The 16,677-nt window shown below is 57.2% G+C and carries 10 protein-coding genes; 6 read left to right on the top strand and 4 right to left on the bottom strand.

Going from position 1 to position 16,677, the window contains the following annotated elements; translation table 11 throughout:
• The first annotated feature begins 80 nt into the window (after positions 1-80).
• The gene (locus tag HY010_01440) at positions 81-2,390 is read left to right on the top strand and encodes a tetratricopeptide repeat protein (GenBank protein MBI3474366.1); all 2,310 of its coding nucleotides are present in this window, start codon (positions 81-83) and stop codon (positions 2,388-2,390) included.
• A gap of 7 nt (positions 2,391-2,397) precedes the next feature.
• Positions 2,398-3,942 carry a tetratricopeptide repeat protein gene (locus HY010_01435; protein ID MBI3474365.1) on the top strand — a complete coding sequence of 515 codons (1,545 nt, stop codon included), beginning with the start codon at positions 2,398-2,400 and terminating at the stop codon, positions 3,940-3,942.
• A gap of 13 nt (positions 3,943-3,955) precedes the next feature.
• Here the strand turns inward: HY010_01435 and HY010_01430 are convergent, their stop codons facing one another.
• A complete protein-coding gene (locus tag HY010_01430; protein ID MBI3474364.1) occupies positions 3,956-5,662 on the bottom strand; it encodes a CRTAC1 family protein in 1,707 nt (568 codons plus the stop codon).
• Between the two features lies 1 nt (position 5,663).
• On the bottom strand, positions 5,664-7,379 hold the full coding sequence (locus tag HY010_01425; GenBank protein MBI3474363.1) for a CRTAC1 family protein: 1,716 nt from the start codon (positions 7,377-7,379) through the stop codon (positions 5,664-5,666).
• Between HY010_01425 and HY010_01420 the strand changes: the two genes are divergently transcribed.
• Together HY010_01420 and HY010_01415 are read left to right on the top strand one after the other, a co-directional pair.
• Positions 7,378-9,189, top strand: coding sequence for a CRTAC1 family protein (locus HY010_01420; protein MBI3474362.1), 1,812 nt, complete (start codon positions 7,378-7,380; stop codon positions 9,187-9,189). The genes HY010_01425 and HY010_01420 overlap by 2 nt on opposite strands.
• The gene (locus HY010_01415) at positions 9,186-10,358 is read left to right on the top strand and encodes a hypothetical protein (protein MBI3474361.1); all 1,173 of its coding nucleotides are present in this window, start codon (positions 9,186-9,188) and stop codon (positions 10,356-10,358) included. Before HY010_01420 ends, HY010_01415 begins: the two co-directional genes overlap by 4 nt.
• Positions 10,359-10,372: 14 nt before the next feature.
• Here the strand turns inward: HY010_01415 and HY010_01410 are convergent, their stop codons facing one another.
• Positions 10,373-11,029, bottom strand: a complete 657-nt coding sequence (locus HY010_01410; protein ID MBI3474360.1) for a hypothetical protein — start codon at positions 11,027-11,029, stop codon at positions 10,373-10,375.
• A gap of 220 nt (positions 11,030-11,249) precedes the next feature.
• Here HY010_01410 and HY010_01405 point away from each other — a divergent pair, with 220 nt between their 5' ends.
• Complete coding sequence (locus tag HY010_01405; GenBank protein ID MBI3474359.1) at positions 11,250-11,936, top strand: hypothetical protein; 687 nt, start codon at positions 11,250-11,252, stop codon at positions 11,934-11,936.
• Positions 11,937-11,943: 7 nt separating this feature from the next.
• On the opposite strand, the gene HY010_01400 is transcribed toward HY010_01405, so the two are convergent.
• On the bottom strand, positions 11,944-13,038 hold the full coding sequence (locus HY010_01400; protein ID MBI3474358.1) for a c-type cytochrome: 1,095 nt from the start codon (positions 13,036-13,038) through the stop codon (positions 11,944-11,946).
• A gap of 178 nt (positions 13,039-13,216) precedes the next feature.
• On the opposite strand from HY010_01400, the gene HY010_01395 reads away from it, so the two are divergent.
• Positions 13,217-16,489, top strand: a complete 3,273-nt coding sequence (locus HY010_01395) for a VWA domain-containing protein (GenBank protein ID MBI3474357.1) — start codon at positions 13,217-13,219, stop codon at positions 16,487-16,489.
• Positions 16,490-16,677 lie beyond the last annotated feature (188 nt).

Raw genomic sequence — 16,677 nt, 5'->3', positions numbered from 1 at the left:
CCACCTTATATCTTTAATACTTGCTTTCCATGTTTTCCGCCCACGGTGCATCCTTTCGTGATCCCGGTCAATCAGGGGATATGAAATTGCGCCTGAGAATTGTTGTTCTGGCGGCAGCCCTCCCCCTCATTTCTATCTGCACCGCTCAGACGCCCTCCCGCGTCTCACCGCCGAAATCGAAACTGCAAGTGCAAGACCCCTCCAAAGGCAAGCCACAGGCCAAGCCAAAGCCCCAGGACAACTTCCAGCAGCACTTCACGGCCGCACGAACCTTCCAGCTCAGCGGGGACCAGGATCATGCGGCAGCGGAATATGCCGCCTTCCTGGCGGGAGCCTTGCGGAGCAGCGCCAAGGCGTCCTACGAACTCGGCGAAATCGGACGGGCGAGCAATCTTTTCGAGCAGGCCCTGCGCGTGTCGCCTGACGATCCCGAGGCCCGCACTGATTACGCCCAGATGCTTTTTCAACAGGACAACCTGGCCGAAGCGCGAGCCGTTTCCGAGAAGGTCTTGGCTTCGACTCCGGACAACGCGCGGGCACAACTTGTGCTGGGACAAGTCCTGTTTGCGCAGAAGGACTACAAAGGCGCACGCGAACATCTGGAAGCAGCGGTAGTGGCGGCACCCAGTTTTGACACTGGATATCTGCTGGGCATGACCTACATCAAGCTCGGTGATTTTGGACGCGCCCGGTTGGTGTTCGACGACCTGGTGACAGGCTTTGGCGACACCGTGCGGATGCACATGATGTTCGGCATGGCCTACAAGGAAGGCGGCTGGGAAGCGCTCGACAACGCAATCCTGGAGTTGAAGAAAGCTCTCGCCAAGGACAGCCAAGCGGCTCGCGCCCATTTCCTAATTGCACTGGCTTACATCGATCGGGATGGCGAGTCGGCGTTTGCCCAGGCCGCGGAAGAACTTCGCGCGGAACTGAAAGTCAATCCGCAGGATTCGCGTGCTCACTATCTGCTCGGCTACATCGCGATGAAGCAGCACGATACCAAAACGGCGGAGAGCGAATTGCTCAAGTCGGCCGAACTGGATCCCAGGAATCCTGACCCGTTTGTGTATCTTGGCCAGATCTATTCCGATTCGAATCGCGATGCGGAAGCGGAAACCATGTTGCGCAAGGCAATCAGCCTGTCAACTAACGGCTCGTCGACTGATTACCTGATCGGACGCGCACACTACGTGCTGGGCCGTTTGATCTTGAAGGCCGGAAAGAGGGAAGAAGGAGAAAAGGAACTGGCTCTCTCGCAACAGATTCGCGATCGGATGAATCGTCCGGATGCCACGCGGGACTCGAAGATGAAGAGCGACCCGGAACTGGCGAACATGTCGCAAGGCGCGCCGGCGGGGAAGCCCACGGCCCCACCCGCAGTGCCTCCGCAAACAGCCGAGAGCATGCGTGCGTACTTGAATGGGCTCAAGCCGGCGATTGCCGATGCTTACAACAATCTTGGCGTGATCGAAGCAGGCCGCAAGAACTTCAAGACTGCGGCAGAATATTTTCGTAGAGCGGGCGAATGGAGTCCTGGGCTGGAGACGCTGGACCGCAACTGGGGCATGGCTTCGTTTTATGCGGCCGAGTATCAGGATGCAGTGGCGCCGCTGACCAGGCAGTTACAGAAAAAATCAGACGATGTGCGCGTGCGGGCGGCATTGGGATTGAGCCTGTTCACGCTGCAGAATTTTCGCGGGACTCTGGAAACTCTGAAGCCGATCCAGAGTGACGTGGATGCCGACCCGGGACTGGGCTATGCCTTTGCTGTTTCTCTCGTGAAGATGGGAGAGTATGACGAAGGTGTACGGCGCCTGAAGACCATGGCAGACGCGGAGCCGAATTCCGCGGATGTGCACATGATGTTGGGATCTGCGTTCGCCGATCAGCGCGAATACGATACGGCATTGCAGGAATATCGAAAGTCGATTGAGATCGATCCGAATCAGGTGCAGGCGCATTACCTTACGGGCCTGGCGCTGATTCGAAACGGGCATCCCAAGGATGCCGTGGAAGAATTTCGAACGGCGCTCAAGCTGAGTCCTTCCCACGTCCTGGCGAAGTATCATCTGGCTTTTTCACTGATCCATGCAGAACAGAAAGACGAGGCGAAGACGCTGCTGCAGGAAGTGATCCAGCAGGATCCAACGTATGCGGACGCATATTACGAACTGGGCAAGCTGCAGTTGGAGCAGGGCGACAGTAAGGGCGCAGTGGTGAGTCTGGAGTCCGGGACGAAGGCGAGTCCGGATGCTGACTACATTCACTACCAGTTGGCGATGGCGTATCGCCGGGAATCGCGGAAAGAAGATGCGGAGCGGGAACTCAAGCTGTATCAGACGCTGAAGGGGCGCCAGCGAGGGCGTGGAGATGCTCCACAAACAGAGTAGGTGGGGCATGCGGTTGACTCTTTCCGCCTTCCTGTTGAGCGTCGCGATGACCTCGTGGGCGCAAAAGGCCAGTCCAGCATCGCGTCCGGCGGCATCCGCGGGTACTCCACTGGCAAATGCCAAGGCGCAGATCGACCGCGGCAACCTTGATGCGGCGGAAGAAACGCTCTGGAGCGTGCTCGGATCGGAGCCATCCAACGAACAGGCGCTGACTCTGTTGGGCGTGGTTCGAGGCCGGCAACAACGATATGCCGAGGCGGAAGCGCTGTTCCGGCGCGTGCTGCAACTCAATCCCAAGTCGATCGTGGCATCTCGAAATCTGGCGGGCGCGTTGCTCGCGCAGGGTAAGCCGGAGGATGCCATCCAGCAATACCGCCAGGCAATCCAGTTGAATCCCGCGGACTCAGATTTAAGAATTGAAGTGGCCAAGATGGAACTGGCGAGGGGTCGCTTCGCGGAAGCGCTTGCTACCCTTGATGCGATCCCTGCGAATCGTGTTTCCCCGTCTGTGATTCCACTGAAGGCTGCCAGTTTGCTTGGGGTGGGACGTAAGTCCGATGCGGTGGGGTTGATCGCACGAGCGCAGGGCTCTCCTGGAGTGGCTCTCGACTTGGCGCAGGTCTTTGTCGAAGCCAATGATGGCGAAGCGGCATTGAAAGCCCTGAGCCTGGTGGGGCCGGTCCCAAAGAAGTTGACGGCGCAGGTCGCCTACTTGAAGGGGCGTGCTTTGCGGCAAACGGGAGATTCGGCTGCTGCTGGCGCCAGTTTTCGCCAGGCGATTGCAGCGGATCCGAAATCTGTCGAAGCGTTCGTGGCGATGGCGGAGACACTAGCGGCAGAGAATAAGCATGGCGACAGCCTGGCGATGCTGCAGAAGGCACGCGATGCGAATCCGGATTCTCGCGACGTACTCCGTCATTTCATCGTGGAAGCCATGAAGTCGGGTCAAAACAATCGTGCACTGGAAGCGGCACAGGACCTGCAGCGAAAGAGTAGTGATCTGGACGACCGGTACTTGATTGCGAGCGTGATGCTCCAGCAGAAGCAGTTTGTTCCCGCCACTCACATCCTGGAGGACTATCTCGGGCAACGCCCCGAAGACAGCAAGGCTTATCTCGGGTTAGGCATTGGGTATCTGAACCTCTTGCGCTATTCGGATGCACGGCAAGCATTGGAGCGTTCGCTCAAGATCAAGCCGGAGTTCGGAGAGACTGAATTCCAGTTAGGGTTGCTCGCCAATCAGGAAGGAAATCGCCAGGAAGCGATAAGTCGGTGGCAGACGGCCGTGAAGTTAGAGCCTCGACACGCGCAGGCCCTGTTCAGCCTCGGCACCGTCTATCTCGAGTCAGGAGAATTGGCCGAAGCGGAGAAAGCGTTTGCCAGGTCGCTGGAGGCGGATCCGGGCAATATGAAAACGGAATATGACCTTGCGCTCGTCCTCAACAAACTAGGCAAGCCGGAAGAGGCGAAGAAACATTTTGAACGATATCGAAGGATGCAGGAAGAAGAGCATTCCGCGAATGGAAATCCCCGGGTGCCCGATCATCAGTAGCGGGTAGACGTGTTCAGCGCGGCGTGACCGGGCTTGCGGCAGTAAATGGAACGCGTCCTTTGATTCCCGTTTCTTCCACAATCGTATAGATGAAATCCGCCGGCAAATCCTTGTAGATTTCTTCTTTTCCGTCGGGCCATACTATCTTCGCGGAGCTTATCGAGGTAGCGTCGAGCAAGCCAAAGTGCAGACGTAAGTCATTTTGCGATAAGTAACTTGATCCGCTTCGTATCTCACCTATCTGAACCTGTTTAGAAGTCGTTACGATCGCCTTGGCGCCAATTGCCGCTTTGTTACTCTTTGTCCCTATCAAGTGAAATAAAACAGCGTGATTAGAGATCGATGTGCGATTGATGAGTAACGTCGGCGGCTCTCCAATATTGAGAAGCACGACATCGAGTTTGCCGTCGTTGTTCACATCTCCCACTGCGAGTCCACGCCGAGAAGCGGGCGGGAGTTTGTCGAGTCCAGACAGGGCGGTCACATCTTCGAATGTGCGGTCGCGTTTATTGCGGAATAAAAGCAGCGGTTCTCGAAAGGGAGCGCCGCCTTCGATGAGGTCCATTTGAGGATAGACATGTCCGTTGGCAACGATCAGGTCGAGCCAGCCGTCGTTGTCCATGTCGAAGAAGGCGGTGCCCCAACCGACAGGTGGAAAGCTTGGCCGCGCAATACCGGCGGACGCAGCGATATCCGTGAAACCTTTTTGTCCCTGATTCCAATACAGAGCGTTGGATTCCTGGCTGAAGTTGGTCACCGTGAAGTCAAAGAGGCCGTCATGATCGAAATCTCCAATATCCACGCCCATCCCGGCGCGTTCCTGCCCATCGAGACTGAGGGCTACTCCGGTCTGTAGTCCAATCTCCTCGAATGTGCCGTCATGCTTATTGTGGTAGAGGAAGTTGGGGCCGCCATCATTGGTGACGTAGAGATCAGGCCAGCCGTCGTTGTCGTAGTCGGACCATATTCCCTGCATGCCGAGATAATGACCCGGGTCGCTGACGCCTGCTTTTTGCGAAACATCTTCGAAGGTGCCATTGCCGCGGTTACGCAACAGGACATCGGAGTCGCCGGTGTGGCCTCGGCGGGCGCACTCCATAGTGACACCCCGAAAATCGCACAGCTTGCGGTCGTATTCAGAGAGTTTGTTGATATCGACCTGCAAATAACGAGGGATAAAGAGATCGACGTTGCCGTCGCGGTCATAGTCTCCCCAAGCGGCACCGGTGCTGTAACCGCTCAGGCGAGCCCCCGCCTTGTCGGTAACATCGTCAAACCTGCAGTTGCCGAGATTGCGGTAGAGAACATTCCCACCATAGCCAGTGACATATAAGTCCTGCCAGCCATCGTTGTCGAAATCAGCGACTGCCACTCCCATGCTATAACCCTTGCGAGTTAACCCGGCGGACTGAGTGATATCCGTGAACTTCAAGTCACCGGTCTGGTGGTAGAGCGTGAGCATCAGATCGCCGCCCTGCCGATAGTGATCCACCGAACTTCCATTAACAGTGACGATGTCGAGGCGGCCGTCGTTGTCGCAGTCGATGAATCCGACTCCACCGCTGGTGGATTCGATCACATAGCGGTTTCCGGGTTGGGCGAGATTTGGGACGGTGAGGCCGGCTTGCCTGGTTACATCTTGGAACTGGGGTGTTGGAGAAGGCTGCGCCAGAGAAGCGGTGAGGAGGCTCGAGCAGGCGAATGCGTGTATGAGTTTCACGCTATTTTGCAGCCGCCGCGAGAGGTTCTTTCTTCTGCACGCCTTCACCTTCGACGATGGTGTAAATGAAGTCGGTCGGCAGGTCCTTAATGAAGTCTTTCTTCCCGCTGGGCCACTTTACTTCAATCGTGTCCATTACATTTCTTTGCCCGAATCCGAAGTGCAGGCGCAGATCATTTTGTGACAGGTAGCTGGCGCCTCCATGGACTTCATCGAACTGTGTCAGGTCGCCAGACTTGACGGTCAGGCGCGCCCCGATGCCAGCCTTATTGCTCTTGGTGCCGACTAGTTTGAACAGGGCTGCGTGGCCAGTCCCGGGTGTGCGATTGATGAGAAGAGTAGGGGGTTGGCCAACATTGAGGACCAGGATGTCGATTTTACCGTCGTTGTTGACGTCTCCGAATGCCGCGCCCCGCCTGGATTCCAAGGGGAGCTTGTCCAAGCCGGAAAGGGCAGTGACGTCGTCGTAAGTTCGGTCCCGATGATTTCGGAATAGCAGGACCGGTTGGCGGTAGGGAACGCCGCCTTTCACCATGTCCATTTGGGGATAGACGTGGCCATTGACGACGAAGAGGTCGAGCCAGCCGTCGTTGTCCATGTCGAAAAACTTTGTACCCCATCCGACCAGCGGATAGCTGGGCTGCGCGATATGCGCGCTCCAACCAATTTCTGTAAAGCCCTGGTCGCCTTGATTCAGGAAGAGCAAGTCTGGCTGCTCGGTAAATTCGGTGACCACAATGTCGAGTTTGCCGTCGTGATCGAAGTCGCCGACATCGACGCCCATCGATCCTACTTCTTGACCGTCACGACTGAGCGCGGCGCCGGATAGAAGTCCGAGTTCTTCGAATGTGCCATCGTGTTTGTTGTGGTAAAGGTAGTTCGGGCCTGCGTCGTTGGAGACGTAGAGATCGGGCCAATCATCGTTGTCATAATCGGTCCACACCCCCTGCATCCCGAAGTAGTGATTGGGGTCGTCGACTCCCGCTTTCTTGGATACGTCCTCAAAAGTTCCGTCCCCGCGATTTCTAAAGAGGAAGTCAGATTCGCCGGGAAGGCCCCAGGGACCGCACTGGACAGGGATTCCGCGGAATTTGCAGGTCTTGTCGTCGCTCCCGAAGACGGGCAGTTTGTTGGCGTCAATCGAGACGTAGCGGGGAACAAAGAGATCGACGAAGCCATCGCGATCAAAATCGCCCCAGGAAGCTCCGGTGCTGAAACCGCCGAGACGCAGTCCTGCTTTTTCTGTGACGTCTTCGAATTTGCAGTTGCCCAAGCCGCGGTAGAGTACATTGCCGCCGTAGCCGGTGACGTAAATGTCCTGCCAGCCGTCGTTGTCGAAATCGGCGACCGCGACTCCCATGCCCCAACCCTTGCGGTTGAGTCCGGCGGATTGAGTGATCTCGCGAAATTTGAGATCCGCTTCCTGACGGTAGAGAGTGACCAGAAGGTCTCCGCCCTTGCGATAGCTGTCGACGGACGCGCCATTGATGGTGAGGATGTCCAGTTTGCCGTCGTTGTCGCAGTCCATGAAACCCACGCCGCCACTCATCGATTCAAGGATGTAGCGTTTGTCGGGAGTGGAGTTGTGCGAGACGGTGAGGCCCGCGGCTTTGCCGACGTCTTCGAAACGGGGGATCGGTAACGCTGGGTTGGTGCTCTGCGCCGGGCAATAAATCGCGATGAAAAAAAGTAGAAGGACGCTAAGAATTGCGGCCATGAGATTCGTGTATTCTAGCAAAATGTGTATGCGGGTGCGACACATGGTGAGTTGTGTTTTGCTCTTTGTGGGCTGCGCCTGCACCGTGGCGATCGCACAAAAACCCTCTGGAATTGGGGTTGATAAGCCTGCAATCACTCCTGCCTTCCGTTTTTCTGACATCACCGCCAGCGCGGGAATTCTTTTTCAGCATACGGTTGTTCCCGAGAAGAAGTATTTGATCGAATCGATGGTTGGGGGCGTGCTTTTACTCGACTACGACGGCGATGGCTGGCTCGACATCTATTTCACGAATGCGCCCAGCGTCGAGATGGCGCTGCAAGGGCAAAAGGCGAAGAGCGCGCTCTACCGCAACAACCATGACGGGACCTTTACCGACGTCACGGACAAGGCGGGCGTGGGATATCCATGCTGGGCGATGGGTGGCGCAGTCGGCGACTACAACAATGACGGCTGGCCCGACATGCTGATCACTTGCGAAGAAGGGATCGTGCTGTTTCGCAACAATGGGGATGGGACGTTTGCGGATGTAACGAAACAAGCTCACCTGACGGATCCACGCTGGTCAGCGGGCGCGGCGTTTGCAGACTACGACGGCGACGGCTTCGCAGACTTGATGGTGTCGCGTTATGTGGAATTCGATCTCAAGAATCTGCCGCAATTCGGCGTGGGAGTCACGTGCCGCTTTCGCGGGATCCCCGTGCAATGCGGTCCACGGGGTATGAAGGGCTTGGGAGACAGCCTGTATCACAACAATGGAGATGGCACCTTCACGGACGTTTCCAAGGCTGCGGGACTGGATGATGCTTCCGGCTACTACGGCCTGGGCCTGGTGTGGAGCGATTTCAATGATGACGGGAAGCCCGATCTTTTTATCGCGGATGACTCCACACCCAGTTATCTCTACCGGAATGACGGCAACGGTCACTTCACCGATGTGAGCTACATTTCAGGCACCGCCGTGAGCAGCGATGGCGGCGAGACGGCTGGCATGGGAGTGGCGGTGTGCGACTTCAATCACAGTGGACGCTTTTCGATCCACATGACGAACTTTGAGGATCAGAGCAATTCACTCTATCGCAACGACGGTGACATGGCATTCACGGATGTCGCGTATCCGGCGGGCATTGCCCAGGTATCGATTCCGTTCATGGGGTGGGGAACGGGATGCGTCGATTTCGACAATGATGGCTGGGCCGACCTATTTGTCGTCGACGGACATGTGTACCCGCAGGTGGACGCTTTGGCGTCGGGTGGGAAATACCGGCAAAGGAAACTGGTGTTCCTCAACAAGAAGGACGGGACATTTGCCGATGTCAGCAATGCGTTAGGGGATGCGGTGAAGATCCCGCAAGCGAGCCGGGGAGCGGCGTTCGGGGACCTCGACAATGATGGACGGATCGACGTGGTGGTGGAGAATATCGATGGCTCTCCGATGGTCCTGCACAACGAAGGTAGTACCAGCCACTGGATTACCTTGCAGTTGATCGGAGTAAAGAGTAACCGCCTGGCTCTGGGAGCGAAAGTAAAAGTGGTGAGTGGAGCGCTCGTGCAGGTCGATGAAGTCCGCAGCGGTAGCAGTTATCTGTCCCAGAATGATTTGCGAGTGCACTTCGGGGTGGGGTCCGCGGACAAGGTGGACCGTGTGGAGATTCGCTGGCCCGGGGGCGGGAACCAGACGGTCAGCAATCTGGCTGCGGATCGTATTTATGTGGTGAAAGAAGGCGAAGGGATTGTTGCTCCGGAGCAGACCCGACCGCGCCCGGTGCCGCCCAGTCCAGCCATTTCCGGCCAGCGATCGCAGTGGTGAAGTGCGCCTTCCAATTCGTCGCGAAGATCACGTTCGTGATCGTGATCGGATGCCGGCTGCTTACCAGCCAGTCTCCCCCGCAGTCTCATCCGGCAACGATCGCGGATCAGATGGCGACCGAGGACCGGGTCCGCAAAAGCGGATGGTGGCCGACGAAAGGCACATTTCCGCCAAGCGCTTTCCTGGGGAGTGCGGCGTGTGCGCAATGCCACTCCGGGTTGGCTGCCTCGCAGAAGAAAAATGCGATGGCGCAAACGGCAACATTAGCCGGCGGATCCGATCATCTCCTGCAGCATCCGCTGAACTACAAACTTGGTCCTTATACGTACCAGGCGACGCGAAAAGGTGACGCGGCGACCTTTTCCGTCACGGACGGCATGACTTCCTATTCAACTCCCCTGCAATGGGCATTCGGCATTCGGATGGGGCAGTCGTTTTTGTTCGAGAGGAACGGCGGAATCTTCATGGCGCCGCTTACGTATTATCCGGAGGCGGGAGTCTGGGATTTCACGGTCGACACTCTGCATTCGGTGCCGGAATCGTTCGACAAGGCGGTGGGCAGGCATCTTCTGGATAGTGAACTTCGGGGATGCTTTGACTGCCACAATACGGCCGCGACCACGAACGACAAGTTCGATCCCCAGCGTTCGATCCCGGGTGTGACTTGCGAGGCTTGTCACGGGCCGGGGGCGGATCACGTCGCGGCGGTGAAGTCGGGCCTGGCAGAGATGGGGACGACGATGATCCTGAATCCTCGCCATCTCAGCACGGTTGACTCGGTGGACTTTTGCGGATCATGCCATCGCACATGGTGGGACGTAACGCTGAGCGGATCCACCGGAATGACATCCTTGCGATTTCCTCCTTATCGATTGCAGAACAGCCGATGCTGGGGGAATGGGGATGTGCGATTGAAGTGCGTGGCGTGCCACGATCCTCATCAACCGCTGGAACGCGAGGCGGCGGCCTACGATCAGCGTTGCCTGAGTTGTCATGTGAATGTCGTGGGAGCGAAGACCACGGCTGATCATCCGGGAGCCGCGTGCCCGACGGCTCGAAAGGAATGCGTGACCTGCCACATGCCAAAAGAGAAGGTAGTCGATATTCCGGTGAAGTTTACCGACCACCAGATTCGCGTGGTGCGTGCCAACGAATCGATTCCTAAATAGAACTGCGCTCGACTCTAAGGGGGTGGAGCAAGTTTGCCAGCCTTGGAGCGGACTGGATCGCCGCGTGTACCTTGCGCAGCTTTCTCGCTCGATGCGTCCAGGCTGGAGCCTTTCTTTTGTTCTGCGCGATCGCGCCAGGTCAGGTAAGTGTGTTCGGCGTCGGCGATATCCGCTTTCGAGATGTCATTGTCCGCCGCCACTCCGTCGATCATGGGATCGTAGTTCTCTTCGGTATCACGTTTTGTGAGGGGCTTGCCATCAAGAAAGTGTTTGTAAAGGCTGTCTTCCATCTGCGAATTCAATTTCTTGGCATCCGCAGCAATTTGTTTCCAGTCAGCGTGCTGATCGGAGGCAATCTGGGGGACGGTCTTTCCCGCCTTCATCTGAGCAGCAATGTCCTCCATCTTGGCGCCGCCTTTGATCAGCACGTGGGCGACGTAAAGGTCGCCGTAGTTGATGTTCATGGTCCGGCGTTCCAGTACAAGGTCCGAGCGTTTGGCTGGAATTGCATCGGCGATTGTGGCACTGACTACACGGCGACCGATAGCGTCGGTGGCCATCGCCGTTAGCTTGTGGAGTTGTTTCAGTGCTTTGTCCTCATCGTCGGCGACAGCGGGGATGGCAAGGGTGAGTGCGAGTAGTGTGAGCAGTGAAAAGCGAAATCCCTTCATGACTACATTCTCCAAAAGTGACTTGCTTGAAGAACACTTTGAGTTGAGAAAGCCGGGCGAAACCACACCACTTTAGCATGATAAGGCAAGCATCGGGCGGCAGCCATTCGCTGTTGCCAGGCGCGCATTTCGCCCCCGGAGACTAGTCAGCATTGCGCTGTCCAGTCGAGACGGCTTTCGATACAATTCCAGCATTGAAGGGGATGGCTCGGGGGTGCATATGAGTCGTTTTGCATGGTATTTATCCCTGCTGATTTTGCTTGCATACACGCAGGCCGCCCAGTCTGACGATCGCCAGAAAGCAGAGAAACAGGTCAGGAAGATTGCCGCCATGGCAACCGATAAGACCGGACGTCAGATGGTCAGCATGGCCATCGCCGACACTCTGAAGTTATCCCGGCCGCAGATGGTGAAGGAACGATGCAGAATCGGCCTGGACTACGGGTCCTTTTTTGTCGCGCATCAATTGATTGCCGGCGGACTGAGCCCTATTCAGATCGAATCGGATTTGAAAGCAGGGAAGAATGTCTGGCAGATTGCAGACGAGAGGCACGCCGACTGGAAGAAGATCGCGGAGAATGCAAAGAAACAATACTCGAAGGTCGAGGATTATATTTACCGGCATTTCCTCAACAAGAAAAATGGAGACGCGGACCAGGAAAGGGATTTGGTCGACAAGTACGATGTGAAGCACGACGCGGTGAGGACGGATTTCGATGTAACTCCGAAAGAGATGGTCGAGGCCCAGGCGCAATACATCTTCTGGAGAAACCTGGCAGGGAAGCAGCAAGGAGGTGGATCGATGACCGTGGCTGAAAGAATGGCCGCAGGGCTGGACCACACGACCGCAACCCACGACACCAACGGCGGGATCAGTGCACCTACGGCCGGCGGCCTACCTCACTAACAAGTGATCAATGACGGTCAGAAGGCTGGGGCGCGGGCGCCACGAATTTCTGGTCGTCGATGGGAACGTTTTGCTGAACCTGCTCGGCTTGGATTGTGAAACGTCCGCGCGGACGGGCTACCGTCCAGCGGTAGGGAATCTTCACTCCGCCTGAATCGCGATAGTCCGCATAGTCAATCTCCGTGGGGTTGAGTCCCAGAGCGGTGTCCACGTAGCGAACCATGCGAACCAGCAGTCCAGATTCCTGGTCGAAGTACAAGATCAACGGAGGTTTGCCCTCACGAATTCCCTGCAATACGTTCATGTCGTGTCCATCGATCTTCTCGGTTGGCAGCGCACGCAGTTCGCTGAAAATCTGTTTTAAGCGCGAGGGGAGGTAGAGGTCGGCATCGAGGCGAGCCCCGTCTGCTTCCGCTGCACTCATCCACTGCGTCGGACGACCCGGCGCACTGAGCCAACCCACGGTTCCGTTGTAGGCGGTGACGCTGTCTCCGTTCTGTAGATGCATGATGGAGACGCGTTTGTCCGGCTGCTGTGCATAGATATCGATCGGGAACTCCTTGCCTGCGAGGTCCACCGATCCTTTAAGGACACGACTGGAAACCTTTTGCAGGGCAGCAGGTCCACCGATCGCGGCAATGTACTTTTCGAGGATGGGGTCAACCACGGCGCTGGAGTTGTTTCCCGGCTCTTCAGAATGAACTTCTTTTTTTGGCGTTGCGCTGAGAGCAGCGGCCTCCGCGGTTGTCGGTATCACCGGAATCGACACGGGATGCGAATTTCCGTGGTGACACGAATAACACGTCACGTCGCGATGACCGTCGAAACTGCCCTTGTTGATGGAGAACACCATCTCCATCATTTTGCGCGCCGTCTGTTTGGTTTTCTTGTCGTCCTTATCGAATGCGCCCTCGACGTGACAGAATTCGCATTCGACTCCGAGGGAGGCGGAGATGAATTGCATGGTCGGTATGAATTGGTTGGCCGGAATCCCCTTCAGTGTCTGGATATTCTTGAAAGCCTGCTCGGCCGTCTTGGGTGGTTCCGCTGAGGATTGAGCACTTGCGAGGATCGTGTGCAGAGCGATCACTAGCATTGACAAGTAAGTGGTTCTCAGGACTCGTGCAATCATTCGATTCGCGGGATGGGTCATAAGGTCGTGAGGGATGCCTTTGTCGTGGCAGTGTATCAAATGGCGTCCTGAGCAGGCGATTACAGCGCAGTTTGGCGTTTCAAGGTTGTGCCGGCGGTGCTACTCTTCCGGGTACGTGGTTACTCCTATGAAATCATTCTGGTCATTTCTCATTCTGGCAGCTCTGGCGACTCCCTGCTTCTCTGACAGCATTACCTATGTGCGAGTGGACCGGCCCCTGATCCAGGAACACCTCAAACTGGCTCGCGACGCGGAAGGCGATCGCATTCAGACGCTGCGCAACCTGCTCAAGAAATCGGGATGTCCGCAGGTGATCGAGCAGGAAGTTCCCAAGGAAGAGTTTCCCAACCTTATCTGCCTGATGCCGGGGGAGGAAGAAGGCACGATTGTGGTGGGTGCGTCCTCGGACTACGCGGCCGAGGACGCAAAGTCTCCGGGCCAATGGGGAACGCTGGCGCTCTTGCCACTGCTGGCCGAGTCGATTGCTCCGGTGCACCACCGATTCACCCTCATTCTCATCGCGTTTACCGGCCACGAGCACGGGTTGCGCGGTGCAAGTTGGTACTTGAGTCAATTGACGGAGGATCAGCGCAAACCGATCAAGGCGATGGTGAGCCTGGACAATCTGGGGAACACTGCGCCCGTCTATGCTCTTGCGCAGGCTGACAAGACGCTCGCTAACTGGCTGCAGGTGGCGGCGTTCTCGCTGCAATTTCCGACCCCAGCACTAGTGGATGCGAGCACCTCCAACCTGCCACTCCAGAATGGCGTTTTGGCGACTAAGGACGAGGATCTGTGGGGGAATGCAAAGCCCTTTGAGCACGAACACATTCCGGCAATCGCGCTTCAGTCGGCTAGGCCAGACATGCTGCCGACGTTGCAGAGAAGCGGAGCGATCCCGAGTCACGTCACTGCAACCGGGTTTGACATGGATGCTTACGAGGCCACCTACCGGTTGCTAGCCGTATACGTTCTGTATTTGGACCGCAACCTCGACCGGCCCTGGGTCGAGCCTGGTACCTATGCCGGGAAGCTTGTCGACACGGCTGGGCTATTTTCCTCCAGCCCGCTCGAGGTGTCGTTGAAGATTGATCGCTTCACCACGGGCAACGACTTGTTCCGCTATGAACGGATTCTGCAGCAGGGCGGACAGGACGCACTCGCGGATGCACTGGCAGGTGAAAATGAAAAGGGTCACTACCGGTTTGGGCTCGCGCTCGCGTACAGCATCAAGGTGGCTTCACTGCAAAGCTCGGGAAAGGCACCCTATGTCTTGCTGGTGGGGACGCGCATCAAGCCGAAAGGCAGCACGGTACAGGACTTTCGCTTCACCGCGATCAAGCTGATGTTGGACAGCAAAGGCGTAGGAAGCGGGCTGTATTACAACTCGGTGAAACTCCGTTTCAACAAGCGGCACGAGTTGGAAATCTCCGATTCCGCTTCCAATGCCGACGATATACGTCAGGTGGCACTGGAACAGCCCAAGTTTCCCAAAACGACACCGGCGACGGCCATGGCCTCGGCGGCTGCGGCAGGAAGCACGCAGCCGGGGGCCGGAACGACCACACCGGCCGGGACAATCAGCGCGACATCCCAGGTTACTGGTCCCATTGTCGCCTCTGCGACTGCGCCAGCCGGCACAACACCGCCGCCGTCTACGCCAAGTCCAGATACGACTCCGACCGCAACGTTCCACTCTCAGGCGCGGCTGGTTCAATTGGATGTGGCGGTGACGGACTCTAACGGGCGTCCGGTTCTGGGCTTGCAGCAGTCGGATTTTACGGTCATCGAAGACGGAAAGCCGCAGGAGATCCGCGCGTTTGAGTCACATGCGCCGGGAACGAATCCAACACCTGCCGCCGCAACCGTAGCTCCGCTCGCGCTCCCACCGCACACCTTTACCAACCAGGTCACGGTGACGGCGGAGGGCCCTCTCAATATTTTGCTCTTGGACCTTTGGAATACTCCGGTCATGGACCAGGCGTATGCGCGCAAACAGACCATTAAGTTCTTGAAGGAACTCCCCAAGGGTAGAACTCTGGCGATGTTCGTCCTTGGGAACAAACTCCAAATGGTGCAGGGCTTCACGGATGACGCCGCCTCGCTGTTGGCTGCGGCCGAGAAGATCATGAACGAGAGATCTCTGCTGCTCAGGACGGATGCGGAGCGCCAATCGTTTCAGGGCGCGGCGGACGATGTGGGCCGGGTGGCCACGCCGACGATCAACGCTCCGGGTGCCCCGGCAAGCCAGATCAGCCCAACAGCGTTGAGCGCTTCAGGAATTGACCTGGGAAGCGCTCAGGCGCGTAACCGGAGCAATACTGCGATGGAGGCGGATCGCACGTCGGAGCGTGTGTTCAGTACGCTCAACGCGCTCAGCGCTCTGGCGCGAGCAGTTTCCAGTTATCCGGGCCGCAAGAATCTTATTTGGCTGTCAGGGAGTTTCCCCATACGGCTGAATCCAGCCGCCACGAACCAGGCCCAACTGAGTCTTGGAGGCACGTCTCAAACCAGCGGGCTGGAGAACGCGCCTAATTTTCCTGCTGCCCTACGGACTGCGGCCAAAGCCCTGGCGACAGCACGCATTGCCGTCTACCCAATGGACGTCCGGGGTATTCAGGTGGGAGGCGTGGACCCGGGGGTCGGAGCGTCGGAGAGCGCAAGCTTCGCGGGGACGGAGAATCCTGGAGCATTTAAGGACAATATGAATACGCAATCTGCCACACGCTATGAAGAACACAGCGCGATGCAGGAAATGGCGGATCAGACGGGTGGAGAACTGCTCAACGGTAATGACGTGCGCGCCGCGATCGGACGAGCCATTGAGGATGGCGCCACGTATTATGCGATTGCCTATACGCCCACGAAGAGCGAGGAAGGGCAGCAGTTCCGCAAGATCGTGGTGAAGCTGAATCGCAAGGGAGTAAAGATGGCGTATCGCCCCGGCTATTTCCCGAGTGGAGTGCCAGAGGGAGCGGCGCCGAAGACACATCCTCTGATTGTCGCGATGCAGCCAGGGGTCCCACCGTCGACAGTCGTGCCGCTGACGGTAGAAGTGTTGCCACCCGACAGCACAAACAAGAAAACACGGATCAGGTACACGATCGATATTCGAGGAATCGAATTCACCGACACCGCGGAACACCGGAAGCGTGCGGTGATCGATTGCATCGCAGTGGCATTCAGCAAGGAGGGCGCTCCGGTGGGACAGATCTCAAACACCACGGACGCGACCCTGCCGATGGCTGACTATGAGGCAGCTTTGCGGTCTGGCCTAGTAGTGCCGCAAGAGTTGGAGTTGCCCCCCGGAGACTACATCCTGCGATTAGGTGTAATGGATCACGGATCGCAGAAAATCGGCACGCTCGATGCGCCGCTGGCAGTGGTGGCAGCGAAATAGCGGCGTAGCCCAACTGCGCCGATGGATAGCGGGCAATGAATCAACCGTAGAGACGAGGCTTGCCTCGTCTCCTCTCCGCCCGGCGCCAGCCGTCCGCGACGAAGACGCGGCAAGCGCCGTTCTCTACCTCTAGTTCAACGAATCTGAAAACCCTCAAAAATCCCTATCGTAAACGTTCACGGAGTGGT

This window comes from Acidobacteriota bacterium (assembly GCA_016196065.1).
GTDB lineage: Bacteria > Acidobacteriota > Terriglobia > Terriglobales > Acidobacteriaceae > Acidiflorens.
This window is presented reverse-complemented; position numbering and strand designations above follow the sequence as displayed.

Excerpts from the sequence above, each read along its gene's own strand:
- HY010_01405 (MBI3474359.1), top strand. The coding sequence starts at position 11,250 with ATGAGTCGTTTTGCATGGTATTTATCCCTGCTGATTTTGCTTGCATAC.
- HY010_01420 (MBI3474362.1), top strand. The coding sequence starts at position 7,378 with ATGAGATTCGTGTATTCTAGCAAAATGTGTATGCGGGTGCGACACATG.
- HY010_01410 (MBI3474360.1), bottom strand. The coding sequence starts at position 11,029 with ATGAAGGGATTTCGCTTTTCACTGCTCACACTACTCGCACTCACCCTT.
- HY010_01425 (MBI3474363.1), bottom strand. The coding sequence starts at position 7,379 with ATGGCCGCAATTCTTAGCGTCCTTCTACTTTTTTTCATCGCGATTTAT.
- HY010_01395 (MBI3474357.1), top strand. The coding sequence starts at position 13,217 with ATGAAATCATTCTGGTCATTTCTCATTCTGGCAGCTCTGGCGACTCCC.
- HY010_01435 (MBI3474365.1), top strand. The coding sequence starts at position 2,398 with ATGCGGTTGACTCTTTCCGCCTTCCTGTTGAGCGTCGCGATGACCTCG.
- HY010_01440 (MBI3474366.1), top strand. The coding sequence starts at position 81 with ATGAAATTGCGCCTGAGAATTGTTGTTCTGGCGGCAGCCCTCCCCCTC.